The sequence below is a fragment of the Nioella sp. genome (assembly GCF_965215655.1).
Lineage (GTDB): Bacteria > Pseudomonadota > Alphaproteobacteria > Rhodobacterales > Rhodobacteraceae > Nioella.
The window spans coordinates 1,685,245-1,702,076 of the sequence record NZ_OZ244111.1 but is presented as its reverse complement, the minus strand read 5'-3'; the positions used below and the strand labels follow the sequence as shown (position 1 = coordinate 1,702,076).

The following is a 16,832-nucleotide window of genomic DNA, read 5'->3' as shown; positions in this document are numbered from 1 at the left end:
CCAACACTTCAGGGAGTTTCCGATGGAAACAGGATCAACGATACCCTCAACGCCGGTGCAGCAATTCGTCGGCGGTGAAATCGTCCAGATCGACCTTTCCGAAAGGTCGGCTGGCAAGACACTTGTTCTGGTTGCATTGGTCGGGGCGTTTACCCCGCCCTGCTCGGACGATCACGTGCCGGGATATGTCCAGAACCTTTCGCGCCTGAATGCCAAGGGTGTTGATGAGGTCATCATTCTGGTGCCGAACGACTTTTTCGTTGCAAAGGCCTGGGCGGACCAGATGGACCCTGAGGGCGTGCTGACATTTGTTGCCGACGGCAGTCTGGGTTTCACGAAAGATGCTAATCAGCTTCTGGATCTGACCGAGCTGGGTCTTGGGATGCGAACGCAACGCTATGCGGCTGTCATCAGGGATGGCGTGGTGGAAAGCTGCGCGATTGAACCCGACGCCACGGCTGTGTCTGTTTCCGGCGCAGAGGCGGTGCTGGCCGGCCTGTGATGCCTTGGATGCAGAAAGGTGCAGGAAGTCGCGAGCAGGCGTTCGCGGCTTCTGCATGTTCTCAGATCTCGAAAGGATTAGCACTTTCTAGCAAAAACAGTTAAAAAATGCACAACCTGAGAGGGAGCCGATGACCTCCTGGTTGTTCGACGCTTTGGGAGGGGCGGAGACATGGATCAATCTCGTGCATTTGAACAGCACGTTCGGGAAATCGTTGACGCGTCGGAAGGCAAACAAACCACGCGCGATGCCGTGGTCGTCGAATCCTGGCTGCGCTGCCTGAACGACCACAAGCTTGACCCCGAACACAAGGGCGAAGCTCGGATTCTGCCTGAGAGGGCCCTGCGCCAGCATCAGCAGGAGGCAGAGGACCTGTTGTCGATTGCCCGGTTCGGGATGGAGGACCTGTATCGACGGGTGAACTCCATGGGCTACGTGCTGCTGCTGACCGATGCCAAAGGGGTGACCGTCGATTTCATCGGCGACGAAAAGGTCGACCGCGAACTTAAACGGGCCGGGCTTTATATCGGGTCCGAATGGTCGGAAGAAAATGCCGGAACCTGCGGGGTCGGCGCCTGTCTGGCTTCAGGCGAGGCTTTGACCATTCATCAGACCGATCACTTCGACATGGCGCACACACCGCTCAGTTGCACGGCAGCCCCGATCTACCATTCCGATGGCTCTCCCATCGGGGTGCTGGACGTGTCGCTGTTGATGTCGCCAAGCGAGAAATACTCACAGGCGCTAACGCTGGAAGTGGTCAAATCCTGTGTGCGCCGGATCGAACTGGCCAACCTGATGAATTCTCGCAAGTCCGACTGGATATTGCGGCTGAACCGGACGTCAGAGTTTCTGGGCGTCGATCCGAACTGCGCGGTTTCGATCGCTGCCGATGGGACAATTTCCGGTTTGACCCATGGGGCGCACCGCCTGTTTGCCAAAACCCTTGGCCAGAGCTGGAAGAGCGCGCAGGGCTTCGTTGGCAAACCGTTCGAAGACGTATTCGATTTTGATTTCAATGACATCCCGCGACTTATGGGGGCGGAAACACCCGGCGAACAGGCCGTCGAGATGGCCGATGGCCAGATCATGTTTGCCGATGTGCGCGCGCCGGTCAGACCCGAGCCGGCGGCGTCACGTCGACAACTGCCAGAAGCACTCGCGCGGATTCATGGCGGAGACAGCCGCATGCAGGCGTTGGCCGGAAAGGCTGCGCGGATCGTCGACAAGCAGATCAGCATCATCCTCGAAGGGGAAACCGGGGTCGGTAAGGAATTCGTCGCCAAGGCCCTGCACGAGGCGCGCAAGAAAAAGGGCCCGTTCATTGCCATCAACTGCGCGGCACTTCCCGAGGCGTTGATCGAAAGCGAGCTCTTTGGCTATGCACCCAACTCCTTTACCGGCGCGAATGCCAAGGGCAAGAAAGGGCTGATCGAGCAAGCTAACGGGGGCACGTTGTTCCTCGATGAGATAGGCGACATGCCGCTGGCGCTTCAGGCACGGCTGCTCCGGGTTCTGGCCGAGAAAGAGGTCATGGCCGTCGGGGCAACCAAGCCCGTGCCGGTTGATATCCGTGTCGTGTCGGCGTCCCACAGGAATCTCAAGGCCCTCGTGGATGCCGGGCAGTTCCGGCAGGATCTGTATTATCGTCTGAATGGCGTCGTTTTGCCGATACCAGCCCTGCGAGATCGTGAAGACAAGCCCTGGATCATCAAGCAGATTTCCAGCGTTGTTTCACCGGACGGGCCGCTGCGGTTTTCGAAAGAAGCCACGGACGCGCTGGTCGCCTACCACTGGCCGGGCAACATCCGGGAAATGATGAATGTCTTCGAGCTATGCCTTGCGCTCTGTGACAGCGGCAAGGTTGAAGTGGCTGATTTACCTGAACATATCGCTTCCTAGCGGGTGGGCGTGACGCAATAATCTTGCGCCCGCCGCCCTAGAATGGCACGTTCGTTGCTTTCCTTTTTGTGACTTCGACTTTGAATGTCCAAAAGGGAGGAAGATCATGTCATTCAGAACACCCAAACTACTTCACCCATCTCGCCGCCAGTTCCTGAAAAGCTCTTCGGCGACCATGGCCGCCGCTGGCAGCATGGGAATGCTGGGAAATTTCATGGCCGCGCCCGCAAGCGCGCAGGAATTCGCCGCAGGCATGACCGGCGGCCCGACGGGTTTTGATGGGGCGGAAAGGTTCCAGTACAACGCCAGCATGTCCGAAGGGCGTGCGATCGAGGGGATCCGGGCGCTGCGTGCGGCGGGCCGTGTTCCCGAACGGCTGACCATGCTGCTGACGGACGGGGCCATCGGCCAGATCACCCGGCCGTTCCCGGATGGGGCACCGTCGGTCAAGGAGGTTTGGGAACGCGAGACCGGGATCCAGATCGACATCGTGGGCTTCCCGGCGGAAGACATCTTCACTAAGGTCATGCAGGATGTCACGACCCAGGCCGGCTCCTATGACATCTACACTGGCCCGTGGAATTCCACCGGCGATCTCGTGTCCTCCGGCGGTGCGGTCAACTGCTCCGACTTCGTGGCGCAATACCAGCCCGACTGGGGCGACCCGGAGCGTGGCACGCCGACACCTGAGATGGAGCAGCTGCTCTATACCTATGCTGGTGACTATTACTCGGTGTCGCTCGACGGCGATTTCCAGACCTGGTTCTACCTGCGCGGCATCTATGAGATGCCCGAGGTTCAGGATGCCTTCCTGACGGAAACCGGGCACGAACTGGCTGTGCCAAACACCTGGGAAGAAGTGGACCGGATTTCCGAGTTCTTCACCGGCAAGGATTTCGGTTATGGCACCATGTACGGCAACGGCAACCTGATGAGCCCGTTCTGGGGCCTTGCGACGTTCTATGCGCGCTTTGCCTCGATGGACTTCCCGAACTTCCATTTCTTCGATGAGGACGCCAACCCGCAGCTGAACACCGAACTGGGCATCCAGTGCGCGGAAGAGCATGTGCGCTCCTTCGACTGGACGCCGCCGGATGCGCTGACCTACACATGGGCTGAAGCCTATGCCCAGATGTGGAACCTGCGCATTCCCCATACGGCGATCTATACCAACCTCGTGAAATTCGGGGACGGGTATAACCCCGACGGCACGCCGCGTTCCGCTGCAACCGGCATGATCGGCAGCCATCTGCCGGTCGGGCGCCGCTTCGGCGACCAGATCAACCGCCGGTCGGTTCTGTACTACCACATCACCGCCTGGGTCTCGTCGCAGTCGCAATATCCTGAAGCCGCCTATCTGTTCCTGCAATGGCTGTCGTCCACCCGCACCTATACATGGATGGCAGGCAATCCGGGCGGTTATTTCGACCCGATGCAGCAGGCGAACTTCCGTGAACCGCTGGTCGCGTCGACCTACCATGACTACGCCATGGAAACGATCCCGGCGACCATCGCGCGCTCGGTCCCGTCGATCAACTTTGCCGGGCAGACCGCGCTCGACAATGCGCTGGATGATGAGCTTCAGGCCGCGATCACCGGGCAGAAAACCCCGCGCGAGGCGATGGATGCAGCCCAGAGCCAGTGGGAGCGGATCATCCGGCGCCAGCGGCGCAACGGGATCGAGGAGGCCATCCTCGCCAGTCGCGAAACCTGGCCGACCATCGTCGACGAAGCGTAGCGCTTCGCATTTTCCAGACATGCGGCGGACCCGGCAAAGATCGGGCCCGCCTGACACGGCACGCAACAAGCGGGGGATAGGCTCGTGAAACCGTCACCGGGCGCAATGGCGCTGAAATACTTCTTCGTTCTGCTGGCATGCGCGGTCGTGCTCTATCCGCTTTTGTGGATGGTCACGATGGCGTTCAAACCTCACCCGGAATGGACAACCGTCGCGGGGCTAACATGGTTCCCCGAAAACCCGACGCTTCAGAATTTCGAGTTCATCTTCTTCGGCCGGGCCGAGGGGCTGGTGGTTTCTCTCGACCGGACCATCGTGGGGCCGCTGATCGCCAGCCTTGTGACCTCGATCATGGGAACCCTGGTCGCAGTCGTCTGCGGAACCCTGTCATCTTATGCGGTGGTGCGTTTCGGCCTTGCGCAGTCGCTGCCCCTTTCGGTCCTGCAACTGCGCCTCTTCCCGCCGCTTGCGGTGATGATCCCCGTCATGGTGATGTGGTCCTTTCTGGGGGCCGTCGATACCTGGTGGGGGCTGAGCCTGATCTACGGCATCGTCACCCTGCCCTTCGCCTTCTGGCTGATGAAAACCTTCTTCGATGAGGTGCCGGTCGAGATCGAGGACGCCGCACGCGTGGCGGGCTGTTCCTATTGGCGGGTGTTCTACCGGATCACCCTTCCCATCGTGAAGCCGGGGCTCGCGACCTGTGCGCTTTTCGTCTTCATCCTGAACTGGTCCGACTATCTTCTGGCGCTTCTGCTGACCCAGAGGGACTGGGTGACGCTGCCTGTCTACATGGCAACCCTGACCTCGGCCATGGGCGGGCAGATGTATGGCATGAAGGCTGCCCTCGGCGTGATCGCCGCCATCCCGCCCGTCATCTTCGGCCTGATGATCCAGAAACACCTGGTGCGCGGCCTGACATTCGGAGCACTCAAGCAATGACCGATCAAACAGCACCCGAAATCAGCAACAGCAACGCGAACGCGGGATACTGGACCCGTGTCGCCCGCGACGGTCAGAAGATGGGCTTCTGGTTCGTCCTGCCGACGCTCCTGTTGCTTGTCTTCATCGTGGTCTTTCCCCTGCTCATGCAGCTCTACCTGTCGTTCACCTGGTGGACACCGCTGGAAGGCATCCCCTGGTACCAGGCCTGGGAGGTGTTCAACTGGGGTGAGAATTATTGGTACATGGTCACCGATCCCCGGTTCTGGGGGGCATTGTGGCGCACGGTGCTGATCATGATCGTGGCAGTGCCCGCGCAGTTCTTCCTTGGCATGGCGCTGGCCTATCTGTTCATCGACCAGTTTCCGGGCCGCAAGCTGTTCTACTCGATCATGCTGACACCGATGATGATCGTGCCTGCCGTGGTCGGACTGATGTTCTTCCTGCTCTTTCAGGGCACCGGGCCGGTCAATGACCACCTCGGCCTGCCGCCAGAGTTCTCGTGGCTGACCGATGTGAACCGGGCGATGATCTCGGTCATCATCGCGGATATCTGGCAATGGACGCCGCTGATGTTCCTGATCCTGCTGGCGGGAATGCTGGGGGTGCCGTCCGACCAGCTTCTTGCGGCGCGGTTGCTTGGTGGGTCGAACTGGCAGAACTTCGTCAAGATCATCCTGCCGCGCATGAAGACTGTCATCATTATCGCGCTCGTCCTGCGCGCGGTCGAATGTTTCAAGATATTCGACCTGGTGTTCATCATGACCAATGGTGGTCCGGGTGTGCAGACGGAAACGATCTCGGTCTTTCTCTACAACCAGACCTTCGGCGAGCTGGAATGGGCCTATGTGGCGACCATGGGGCTGTCGATCCTCATCGCGCTCAGCATCCTTGCGATGAAGGGCCTGTCCTTGATGGCCAAGAAATAGGGGGCCAAGATGTCATCCATTCAAATCCAGAACGTTACCAAACGCTTTGGCGACTTCACTGCCGTTGACGATATCTCCATCGACATCGAGGAAGGCGAGTTCGTCGCGCTTCTGGGGCCATCGGGCTGCGGCAAGACGACGACGATGAACATGATCGCGGGGCTGGAGGACGTCACCGAAGGGGCAATCCGTTTCGACGGTCAAGACCTGAGCCGCATCCGCATCCAGGATCGCAACATCGGCTTCGTGTTCCAGAACTACGCGATCTTCACCCATCTCAGCGTTTACAAGAACCTGTCTTATGGGCTGGAGGTCAAGAAGGTCGACAGGTCCGAGATCGACCGGCGCGTCAGGGCCATGGCCGACCGGATGAGCATATCGCATCGGCTCGATCAGCCTGCCTCCAGCCTGTCGGTGAACGAGATGCAGAAACTCGCCATCGGGCGCTCGGCCATCGTCGAGCCCAGGATCTTCCTGCTGGACGAGCCGCTGTCCAATCTCGACGCGGGCTTCCGGGCCTATATGCGGGCCGAGCTGAAGGTGCTCCAACACGAGTTCGGCCAGACGATGATCTATGTCACCCATGACCAGATCGAAGCGATGAGCCTGGCGGACAAGATCGCCATCATCGACCAGGGCAAGCTGATGCAATACGGCGCGCCGCTGGACATCTACAACGATCCGCAAAACCGCTTCGTCGCCAATTTCGTTGGCAGCCCGCGGATGAACCTTGTTGACGGCGAGTTGCGGGAAGAGCGCGGGGAACTGCACCTGATGCTGCATGGCGGGGCCGAGATTCCGCTTGCCGGGAAAGTGCGGGCGGATTTCACCAGCGATGCCAGGGTGCATAGCGGGTCTTTCGGGATCCGCCCGCAGGACATCTATTTCGGTGACCGGCGTGGCCCGACCGACATCACGATGCACGGCAAGGTCGAGGTTCTGGAACGGGTGGGGCCAAAGCGGCTCGCATACCTCCAGGTACAGGAAACCATGTTCCTTGCATTCGACGATCAAGCACAACTGGAGGTGGGCGATGACGTTCCGTTCTTCCTGCCTTCCGACGCAAGCATGGCCTTTGACCTAGACTCGGGCCGACGGCTGGGAGGCCGCTGAACCATGACGGCGATTGAACTTACCAACGCAGTGAAGACCTATCCGGAATTCACGCTCGGACCGATCAACATGAGTGTGGAACAGGGCGAGTTTTTCGGCATCTTCGGGCCGCCATCGACCGGCAAAACCTCGATCCTCAAGCTGATCCTGGGCTTGCTGCAACCGGATGAAGGGCAAGTTGTGCTCTCGGGTCGCGATGGGGCCGGGATGGATGTCTCCGAGCGCGGCATTTCCATGGTGTTCCAGAACCTCGCGCTTTTTCCGCATATGACGGGGCGTGAAAACATCATTTTCCCGCTCAGGGAACGCGGCGCATCGGAGCGCGAGATCGCGGAACGGCTGGATTTCGTGTCCGAGGTTCTGCATGTCAGCCATATCCTGCACAAGAACCCCGCGCAGATGTCGGGGGGGGAACGCCAGCGGATCGCCCTTGGCCGGGCCTTTGCTGCAGACAGCCGTGCCATGCTTCTGGACGAGCCGATTGCCGCGCTCGATGCCCGCCTGCGCGAAGAGATGCGGGTGGAACTGAAACGGCTGCAACGCGAAAATAACCAGACATTCGTCTATGTTAGTCATGACGAGGAGGAGGTCATGGCGATCTCGGATCGGGTGGCGGTCGTCATCGACGGAAAGATCGCGCAAATCGGCACACCTGACGAGGTCTACGGTCGGCCCGGCTCGATCGCCGTCGCCAAGGTCATCGGATCACCGCCGATGAATCTTTTCCAGGGGTACTTCGATGAACACGGTGCGCACTTCATCGCCGATATCCTGCCTGAAAGCGTTGCAATCAGTGGCTCGCCCCCAAAGGGCAGAGAAGGTACGCTCGGTGTCAGGCCAGAGGACATTTGGCTTGGCGAGAGCGACGGAAACCCAAGCTTCGAGGTGACGGTTTCATCAGTCGAACCGCTCGGCAGCTATACCATCATCAACGCAATGCTGGGCGAACAGATCCTGAAGATCCGCACGCCGGGTCAGGTGATCCTGAGAGAAGGCAGCGCACAGCGCGTCAGCCTGGATTCCCGGCATCTGCACCTGTTCGATGAAGCGGGCCAGAGGATCTAGCAACCACGGCAGGGCGCTTGAACGACAAGGGAGTGGGGGAGCGGAAGATGCTTCTCTTGCGTCCGCGCGGTCAATGCATGGCTCGACACTACGGGACATGGCTTTCAGCTTGCCCCGGCACGGGCGTAAAGATGTTCGGCGGCGATCAGAAAGGTCATGGCAGAGGAAACTGTTTTTAGCTGATTTGTCTTGTCATGACCGTCCGTCGCAAAGATTTGCGGGATTCCCGAAGTCACAGCAGACCCCGGCCAGAAAGTCGGGGCAAACAGCAATCCTCCTTCAGGAGGTGTCGATAACTGGCATCCCCATACAGCCGGATTGACCGGACAGCGAGTCGCTGCGCAATGCCCTGCCCCCAATTCGATTCGGATTTGCCGCAAATCCACTTGGTCTCTTTCAGTGTCGGAAACAGTTGTTTTTTACTGTTTCGAGGTCAGAAACCCATTTGGCCGCGAACATATACAAAAGTATGAGATACTTTACCAAACGATATTTAAATTATCAAACGATCCAAATCTTATACACAAGTACACTTCTACGGGTTGCGCCACCATGCAATCTTAATGGCGTTGGGGGAATTAACTACCACTTAGGGGGTAAAAAAATGAACAAACTTACTACTTTCATGACGTCCGAAGACGGAGCAACCGCAATCGAATATGGCCTGATCGGGTCGTTGATTGCCGTCGCAATCGTCGGAATCTTGGGCACTGTGGGAACGGATCTGACCACCGCTTTCACATCCATCAGCACCGCTCTGCAATAATCTTGCAGACCGCCTTTCGGGCTTTCGTGAAACAAAAAATGCGAGGCCACCCAGTTTTGGTGTGGCCTCGCAATCCGATTGGGGCATTCGGATCAGACGGTACATATTCATTTCCCAAAAGGCCCATAATATGTTCGGAAAGAAGAATTCCAACGCATCACCTGCCGGTTTCGGAATACCCAGTGGGGTATTTCAAGAAACTTCACCGTCAGCCAGTGGGTTTGAAATCCTCGATTCGAGTTCGGAAGACGATGCAAGTCTCGAACAGGAAGACGCCTATCGCGATCTGCGCCGCCTGGTGTTTTCCCGGCTGATCGAGGAACTCGATGCCGCACGGTTGCTGCGCGGAGGCATAACTCAGGGGCGCGCATTGATTGCCGCCGCGCTGGACGAGATCATCATCAGCGACAAACTGAAGGTATCCGCCGCAGAGGAAGAGCGGTTGCTGAACGAAATCAGCGATGACATGCTCGGCTTCGGGCCGCTGGAACGGTTTCTGACCCAGGGCAACATCACCGAGATCATGGTGAACGGCACCGAGCCGATCTATGTCGAGATCGACGGTGTGCTGCGCAAGACCGATGTCCGGTTCCGGGATACCAACCAGTTGCTGAACGTCTGCCAGAGCATGGTCAGCCTGGTGGGCCGCCGCGTCGATGAGGCCAGCCCGATCTGTGACGCCCGCCTGAAGGATGGATCGCGCGTGAACGTGATCATTCCACCCGTCAGCATCAACGGGCCGTCCCTGACCATCCGGCTGTTTCGGCAGGATGTTCTGACGGTCGATCAGATGGTCAACCGCGGCGTCATTTCCGCGGGTGGGGCCGAACTGCTGCGCATCCTCGCCCGATGCCGCTGCAACATCCTGATCATTGGCGGAACAGGATCGGGCAAGACCACGATGCTGAATGCCCTGACCGGATATATCGAGGAACACGAGCGCATCGTCACCTGCGAGGATACCGCCGAGCTGCGCTTGCAGCAGCCGCATGTGGTGCGTCTGGAAACCCGTCCGCCGAATGTCGAGGGCAAGGGCCAGATCCCAATGCGGGATCTGGTCAGGAACTGCCTGCGAATGCGGCCGGACCGCATCATCGTGGGCGAGGTCCGGGGACCGGAAGCTTTCGACCTGCTTCAGGCCATGAACACCGGGCATGACGGCTCCATGAGTACATTACACGCAAACTCCCCCGAAGATGCCATGTCCAGAATGACCGCGCTTGTGACCATGGGGTTCAGCTCTCTTGGGCCTGAAATCATTCAGGAAATGTTCCAGCGGTCGATTGACGTCATCATTCATGTGGAGCGCCATCGCGATGGCAGCCGCCGCATCACCCATGTGACCGAAGTGCTCGACGAAGGGCCACAGGAACAGCGCCTGCGCAATCTGATTGTATTCAGGACCGATGGCGAACAGGTCGGGGACAAGATCGTCGGTCAGCATCGGGCAACTGCGTATCCGGTCGGGGAAATCCTCAGGCGCAGCGAACAATATGGCGAGACCGCAAACCTGATGCGCGCCCTCGCACGGGACGGGCTGCAGGCGCATGAGGACCTAGCCCATGCCGGTTGAACAGGGTCTGACCAGCATTCTCGCGGCACTGCGGCCCGATCTGGCCTATATCGCCGGGGTGGTCGCAATCTGTGCCCTGGCCCTTTTCATCCTGCATGAACGGATCAACCCCGCGCGGAAATATCGGCGGCGGCTTGACGCACTCGGTGTCCAGCCAGCCGGTGCCGCCTCCGGAAAAGCATCCCAGGTGTCGGACGCCGCCGGTCGCCCGCGCGGACCGCAATCCAGATATCGCGAACGGATGCTGCGGATGTCTGCGCTGAAGGATCCGGACTTTCGGCGATATCTGGGCCTTGGCATCATCGTCTTTCCCCTTGTCACCCTCACGATGCTGTTCGTGGGTGGTTCCTGGATTGCTGCTTCGATGATCGGGGGGGCGTTCGCACTGGGCGGCGCGTGGCTCTATCGCGGGCAGCTTCTGTCCCGGCGCCGGGCGCTCATTGCCGCCGAATTTCCCGCCGCGATCGACACCATGGTGCGCAGTCTGCGCTCGGGTCTGACCTTGACGGACACATTTCGCCTGATTGCGGAGGAAGCCTCGCCCGCCATAGCCGCCGAGTTTCGCCGGATCGAGATGGAACGGGAAATCGGCCTGTCGGTTCCGGAAGTCATGAACCGGTTCGCAGAGCGGATGCCGTTGCAGGAAATCAATTATTTCGTGACCATCGTGAACCTTCAAAGCGTAACCGGTTCGTCCCTTGCAGACACGCTGAACACGCTGAGCGACACGTTGCGCCAACGCCGGATACTGAAAGATAAGATCATCAGCATGACGGCGGATGCACGCTCTTCGGCGCTGATCATCGGTGCCCTGCCCTTCATCGTCATCGCGGCGCTGCTGTTCCTTAACCCGGACTACCTGAGCGTGTTCTACACCACCGTGTCGGGCAAGCTGATCATCTCGGGGGCTGCCATCTACATGTGCCTTGGGTTCTTCATCATGAAGGAAATGGTGAAATTCGATGCCTGATTATGCAACCCTGCAAGAGCTGTTCTTCTCTGATCTGGTTCTGATAGGTCTCGTGCTCGTGACCTATGTCTCGGCCATTCTGATCATCTTCTGGCCCGCCCTGTTTGCGAATACGCTTCATGCGCGCGTGAAGGATCTTGCGGGGACGCTGCCCTTGCCAGATCGGAACGGAACAGGGCCCGCGGCGACATCGGAGTCCCGCCAGATGACTCCGCCCCTGAAAACCCGCCTGAACAGAAGGCTGGCCCGGTATGCGGCCAGTTCGTTCGCAAGTCTGAAAAAGGACCTTCATAATGCGGGGCTCCGATCCCCGCGTGCCGCGTCGATCTTCGTCATCGCCAAGGTGACGACACCGTTCGTGGCCATGCTACTGGCATGGGGCTTTCTGAATGCGACGATCATGGCACAACGCCCGCCGGCGGTCGTCATCCTGGCAAGCCTGCTGTTCGGGGTGGCCGCGATCTGGGCCCCTGATCTGGCCTTGAAGAACCTCCGGCTTCGGTACCAGGAAAAGATCCGGCGCGACTGGCCCGATGCGCTCGATCTGATTTATCTGTGCGTCGATGCCGGTCTTGGGCTGGAAGCCGCGCTCTCGAAGGTCGCACGGGACATTTCTTCCAGCGCGCCGGAGTTGGCGCAGGAATTCACCTTGACGGTGGCCGAGCTGGCCTTCCTTCAGAACCGCCGCGATGCGCTTGAGAACATGGGGCGCCGGATCAACATTCCCGCCGTGCGCGAGGCCACGCGCGCAATCTCTCAGGCGCAATTCTACGGGATGCCGCTGAGCTCCACCCTGCGCAACCTGTCCGAAGAAAGCCGTCGCATGCGCATTGCAGCGGCCGAAAAGAAGGCAGCTACCCTGCCCTCCCGGCTGCGGGTGCCGCTGATCCTGTTTCTCATTCCTGTCCTGTTCATCGTGATCCTGGCGCCCGCGGCGATCGACATTCTCGATCTTCAATAGGGATCATTCCACCAGGAAGATCACGCTGTTGTTGCCGCCCGACCCCGGACCGCCCCCGGTGCCAGCGTATAGGCTGGGATCGAAGGCCGAGTCCTCGCACAGGACATCAATGCGCGAATTCCCCTGCATCTGGAACCTCTGCGCCGCGAACAGAAAGCAGCCGTCGATGGACCGCCCACCCCCGATTTCAATATCCGCCTCGGGCAACAGGATAATCCCCGTCCATTCGCCGGCCTCGAAAGTGTATTCTTCGTCATCGCCGTCATTCAGCATCACGACATCCTGAAAAATGGATCCTTCGAAACCGGTCAATCCCCGCAAGCTGGCGTCGGTGCCTCTGTGAAAATCGAGCTCGCCGCCATCGACAAGGTAGAACATGACCCCCGCCTCACCATTCAGAACCGTATTGTTCCGGGTGCGCAGCTCTGCATCATCAATGATGTAGATCCCCGGCATCAGGGTGATTTCATCTCTCAGGGTCACATCACGATCGAATCGCATCATGGGAATTCCGCTTGGATGCCCGACGTCTTCCGGCGTCAGCACCCCGCCCTGAATTGTCCGGTTGCCACGATATCTGGGAACCTCGTCGACAAAGTCGCGCAGGCTGTCCTCTTCGCGCTCGACGATCTGCTGTAGTCGCTCGGGAAGATCGCCATTCAGCGGTGCATCCGTCACGATGGATCCGCAGCCAAGGTCGGAAACGCGTTCGGCGTCCCGGTCGTCCACCTCCTCCGCCCGGACGGAAAGACAGGCGGCGCTGATTTCGGCGCTGCCGGAAATATCCAGCCCGTCATCATCACGGGAATGCACTTCGATCGCACAATCTGGCATGTCGATCACCGAGCCACCGTCCAGTTCCAGAGTGCCCTCACGCTGGCTGTCGAGCACGAGCAGGCACGCGGCGGCGGCGTCTCCGACAACGATATCCGCGACGGCCCGTGCCCGGATCGTGACATCGCCTTCGGAAAAGAGCCGGGTGAAATAGCGCGGGTACTGAACTGTAATCTCGACTGCAACACCGGTTTGGCTGATGAACTCGACATCGACAAGGGCGGTATCGCGGGACAAGCCGCTGCCGAAGGCGACCTGCTCGGCCCGGTCGACCGCATCGCCTTCATCATCCATCAGCGACAGGTTCACCGCAGCGGAAAACGCGGCCATGTCGGCGGCGTTCTGCGTTTGACGTTCCAGCATCAGCCATGTCGACACCTCCACCCCGAAGGCGATGCCACCGATCAGGAAGGGCATCACCAGGGCGAACATCGTGGTCATCGACCCGCGTTCATCCTGCACAAACTGCATTTGCCCGCACGCCGTATTGCCGGCTGTGGGGCGGGGCCCTTCGGGACAGACGGGATCGCTGTACTGGATCATCGCAGAATCCGCGTGGCGGTCAGGGTGATCGTTTCATCCAGGATCATCGGCACACGCAATTGGTGCGGATAGCTCAGAACAACCGTTGCTTCTCCGTTATTGCTGACAAGCTGCCGGTCCAACGCGGCGCGATCAATGAAGATGGCGACTGCGTTCAGCGCCTCGTCCATGGCCGCGTCCATGAAAGCCGTGTCGATGGCCACGCTGTCCAGCCGGATCGCCGCCGCCCGCGCGATCTCATCGGCCAGGTAGTCGAGCGTGCTCTTGTTGTAGAAGGCCCTGCCGATCTCGAAAATCCCGAAGAAAAGCGGAATGGCAAGCAGGGCGACCAGCGCAAACTCCACTGAAACCGAAGCCCTCTCGGACCGGCTGAACGCCTGAACCGCGATCAGCGGTTTGCGCAGGCCGCGCGCCCTGACGCAGGGATCATCAATCATCGTCCGCGCTCCATGACAGGGGCACCTCAAGTTCCAGCGCCACCTCGATATCCATCCCGAGACGATCCCCGAGCACAATGCTTCGGAAAGGAAGACCCGCCGCGAATACGAACACGGCAGAAGGCTCGCGCCCCCGTCCGCAGGAGTCCCGTCGGTCGACCGATCTTGTCCCGCAACGCCAGTCGATCACCGGGTCGCTGACCGAAAGCTCCGACATTCTGCCCGTGGCGAGCGTGTCTTCCGCCGTCTCAAGGGCGCGTTCCACTTCTGACAGGCTGCCACCGGCCATTGCGGTTTGCGCCCCCACCCGCAGGATATGCTGCATCACCATGCGCTGATTGACCGCGAGGGCCAGGTCCGCCGCCGAAAGCAGCATCAGGATCAGCAGCGGCGCAATCAGAGCAAACTCGACAGCACCGGCACCCCGTTCCGACCTCCAGAATGCGCCTGTCCGCGCTACCACCATTTCCATAGCCTGGACGCCACTTTATCCCAGATGCTGCGATCATCGCCGATGTTCAACTCGCCATTCACCGCCTTTGCGATCCTGAGAAGGCTGCGGGAAATCTGGGCACCTTCATCGCATTCGAAGACAGACCGCCCAACAGCCTGGGACTTTCGAACCAGCTTGTGGTTGTAGGGCACGTCCACCACGGTGTTCAGGCGCAGGAAGTCCTGAAACTCGGAGGTCTTGATATGTTTCTCCCTGCCGCCGCGCAGCTTGTTGATCACAAGGGTGGGTGCCTCCTTGTCGGGCCTTGCCGCACGAACCGCGTGTACCAGATGCCCCGCATCGCGAAAGCCGCGCAGCGTGGGTTCGGCGGTGATGACCACGGTATCGACCCGCTGAATGATGGTCCGCATCCTGCGGGACCAGATCGGCGGAAGATCCAGCACCACGTGCTGGCGCAGCGCATTCGGAAGATTCAGGATGGCGCGGATGGCGTTGATTGGCAGTTCGCTACGATTGTCCATGCGCGCATCCACCGTCAGCAAACGCAGCCGGTCATGCATCACGGTGGAAATCCGCTCGATCAGAATATCGTCCAGCTTGCTTCCCCGCCTGAGAATATCGGTCAGGGAGTAGGTGCTTTTGGCGTTAAAATTCAGCCCGACAGTCCCGAACTGCGGATCGAGATCCACCAGCAGCACATCCGTTGACATGGCGCGCGACATGGTGGCGGCGACGTTCTGCGCGATCATGGACGACCCTGCCCCGCGAGACCCGATAAACGCGGTGATTTTCCCAAGCCGGACATCGGACCAGTCCGCGTAGATTTCCTTGATCGTTTCGACGACCTGCCTGGCGCGTAGTGGTGAGACCAGCAGATCGCTGACACCGATCTTCACAACGCTCCGATAGAAATCCGCTGAATAGGTGGATCGCGCACCAAGCAGAATGACCCGCGTTCCCGCCTCGCACTGGAGGCTCAGCGTTTCGAGCTTGCGCAGCAAGACAGCCGGATCATCGCCGCTTTCGACGATCAGAAGATCGGGGGATTTCTCTTCCTTGAAGGCATGGATCGCGGTGTCGAGATCGCCAGTGCGGATCTTCCATCTTGTCCGGTTGAGCGAAATGTCACCCTTGGCGCGGTTGAGTTCCCGGATCGCCTGTTCGGACCTTGCAAAGGCCGCGATCCGAAGCGCGGGCAGAAGCGCGTTTTCGGGGGCCGTGGCCGACCTGATCGTTTCCGGAAAATCTGATGGATCGAGCTGTTTGTTCATCGCATTTCGAAGCTGACGACGCCCCCCCGGTTGACGCGAATGATCGGGCTGTTCACTGGCGCCGGTCCTGCGATTTCATCGGCAGACCTCAGTGCAAGCCGCAACCGCCCGTCCTCTGCTGCGGCCGATACACGGCCGATCTGAGCGGGCGACAGTTCCAGTGTCGCGTTTCTTTCATTCGGCGGATCGTCCTCCGAAAGCTCTTCCCGCTGGCCGAACTCGGTCATGTCGTCGAGCGCCAGAATCCGGACATTGGCAGCAATGATCATGCTTGCTGCGGTCTCGGATTCCGGGGGATAGAACGTGTAGACCACATCGACCCGATCACCGGGCATGATCAGCCCCCCGGCCATGGCCTCCTGGTCGATCAGAACGGAAAAGGCCCGCATCCCCGGTAGCAACCTGCCAGACAGGCTGCGTTCGGACATATCGCGCAGATCCTGCAACAAGATCGGGTCGCCCGCGGCGATGTCGCGCGCGGCGATCCGGCCGATCAATTCATCGACCGACACGAATGAATCGCCATCAAGGATGAAATCGGGCGAAACAGAATCAACGGGCAAGCGCGCCCATCCGAGATCGGACGCGGACAGTTGATACCCCGTTTGAATGGCCCGCGATGCGACAACAACACGCGTTCTAGCCAATTCCACTTCCGGTTCCGCGCGCGCAATTTGCAGGTTCTGGTTTGCGGCAATTCCCTCTGCTATAGCATCACTTTCCAATGCATGGTGCAATGCAGCACTGCCGCTGGTCAAAAAGATGATAAGGAGAATAGCTCGTATCATTTCTTACTCTTTTCAGCATTCGCGCTTGGGTCTTGCGACTAACT

At 59.6% G+C, this 16,832-nt stretch carries 16 protein-coding genes; 11 read left to right on the top strand and 5 right to left on the bottom strand.

Annotated elements, in window-relative coordinates; translation table 11 throughout:
- Positions 1-22: 22 nt before the first annotated feature.
- From ACOOEX_RS08690 to ACOOEX_RS08640, 11 genes are all read left to right on the top strand, one after another.
- Positions 23-502 carry a peroxiredoxin family protein gene (locus ACOOEX_RS08690; protein WP_420398028.1) on the top strand — a complete coding sequence of 160 codons (480 nt, stop codon included), beginning with the start codon at positions 23-25 and terminating at the stop codon, positions 500-502.
- A 171-nt stretch (positions 503-673) separates the two neighbouring features.
- Complete coding sequence (locus tag ACOOEX_RS08685) at positions 674-2,404, top strand: sigma-54-dependent Fis family transcriptional regulator (protein WP_420398027.1); 1,731 nt, start codon at positions 674-676, stop codon at positions 2,402-2,404.
- A 106-nt stretch (positions 2,405-2,510) separates the two neighbouring features.
- A complete protein-coding gene (locus tag ACOOEX_RS08680) occupies positions 2,511-4,142 on the top strand; it encodes an ABC transporter substrate-binding protein (protein WP_420398026.1) in 1,632 nt (543 codons plus the stop codon).
- Between the two features lie 84 nt (positions 4,143-4,226).
- On the top strand, positions 4,227-5,084 hold the full coding sequence (locus tag ACOOEX_RS08675; protein ID WP_416933570.1) for a carbohydrate ABC transporter permease: 858 nt from the start codon (positions 4,227-4,229) through the stop codon (positions 5,082-5,084).
- Positions 5,081-6,013, top strand: coding sequence for a carbohydrate ABC transporter permease (locus tag ACOOEX_RS08670; protein WP_420398025.1), 933 nt, complete (start codon positions 5,081-5,083; stop codon positions 6,011-6,013). Before ACOOEX_RS08675 ends, ACOOEX_RS08670 begins: the two co-directional genes overlap by 4 nt.
- 9 nt (positions 6,014-6,022) lie before the next feature.
- The gene (locus ACOOEX_RS08665) at positions 6,023-7,126 is read left to right on the top strand and encodes an ABC transporter ATP-binding protein (RefSeq protein WP_420398024.1); all 1,104 of its coding nucleotides are present in this window, start codon (positions 6,023-6,025) and stop codon (positions 7,124-7,126) included.
- Between the two features lie 3 nt (positions 7,127-7,129).
- Entirely contained in the window at positions 7,130-8,191 is a 1,062-nt protein-coding gene (locus ACOOEX_RS08660; RefSeq protein WP_420398023.1) for an ABC transporter ATP-binding protein, read from the top strand.
- A 604-nt stretch (positions 8,192-8,795) separates the two neighbouring features.
- Positions 8,796-8,957 carry a Flp family type IVb pilin gene (locus ACOOEX_RS08655; RefSeq protein WP_420398022.1) on the top strand — a complete coding sequence of 54 codons (162 nt, stop codon included), beginning with the start codon at positions 8,796-8,798 and terminating at the stop codon, positions 8,955-8,957.
- A gap of 130 nt (positions 8,958-9,087) precedes the next feature.
- Positions 9,088-10,530: a CpaF family protein gene (locus tag ACOOEX_RS08650; RefSeq protein WP_420398021.1), complete on the top strand. Its 1,443-nt coding sequence runs from the start codon at positions 9,088-9,090 to the stop codon at positions 10,528-10,530.
- On the top strand, positions 10,520-11,500 hold the full coding sequence (locus ACOOEX_RS08645) for a type II secretion system F family protein (RefSeq protein ID WP_420398020.1): 981 nt from the start codon (positions 10,520-10,522) through the stop codon (positions 11,498-11,500). Before ACOOEX_RS08650 ends, ACOOEX_RS08645 begins: the two co-directional genes overlap by 11 nt.
- Entirely contained in the window at positions 11,493-12,461 is a 969-nt protein-coding gene (locus ACOOEX_RS08640) for a type II secretion system F family protein (protein ID WP_420398019.1), read from the top strand. The genes ACOOEX_RS08645 and ACOOEX_RS08640 overlap by 8 nt, the downstream gene beginning before the upstream one ends.
- Positions 12,462-12,464: 3 nt before the next feature.
- Here the strand turns inward: ACOOEX_RS08640 and ACOOEX_RS08635 are convergent, their stop codons facing one another.
- The 5 genes from ACOOEX_RS08635 to cpaB all read right to left on the bottom strand — a co-directional run bounded on the left by ACOOEX_RS08635 (position 12,465) and on the right by cpaB (position 16,788).
- Entirely contained in the window at positions 12,465-13,736 is a 1,272-nt protein-coding gene (locus ACOOEX_RS08635; protein WP_420398018.1) for a pilus assembly protein TadG-related protein, read from the bottom strand.
- Positions 13,737-13,834: 98 nt separating this feature from the next.
- The gene (locus ACOOEX_RS08630) at positions 13,835-14,275 is read right to left on the bottom strand and encodes a TadE/TadG family type IV pilus assembly protein (RefSeq protein WP_420398017.1); all 441 of its coding nucleotides are present in this window, start codon (positions 14,273-14,275) and stop codon (positions 13,835-13,837) included.
- Positions 14,268-14,747: a TadE/TadG family type IV pilus assembly protein gene (locus tag ACOOEX_RS08625; protein ID WP_420398016.1), complete on the bottom strand. Its 480-nt coding sequence runs from the start codon at positions 14,745-14,747 to the stop codon at positions 14,268-14,270. Before ACOOEX_RS08625 ends, ACOOEX_RS08630 begins: the two co-directional genes overlap by 8 nt.
- Positions 14,732-16,000, bottom strand: coding sequence for an AAA family ATPase (locus ACOOEX_RS08620; protein ID WP_420398015.1), 1,269 nt, complete (start codon positions 15,998-16,000; stop codon positions 14,732-14,734). Before ACOOEX_RS08620 ends, ACOOEX_RS08625 begins: the two co-directional genes overlap by 16 nt.
- Entirely contained in the window at positions 15,997-16,788 is a 792-nt protein-coding gene (gene cpaB, locus ACOOEX_RS08615) for a Flp pilus assembly protein CpaB (protein ID WP_420398014.1), read from the bottom strand. The genes ACOOEX_RS08620 and cpaB overlap by 4 nt, the downstream gene beginning before the upstream one ends.
- Positions 16,789-16,832 lie beyond the last annotated feature (44 nt).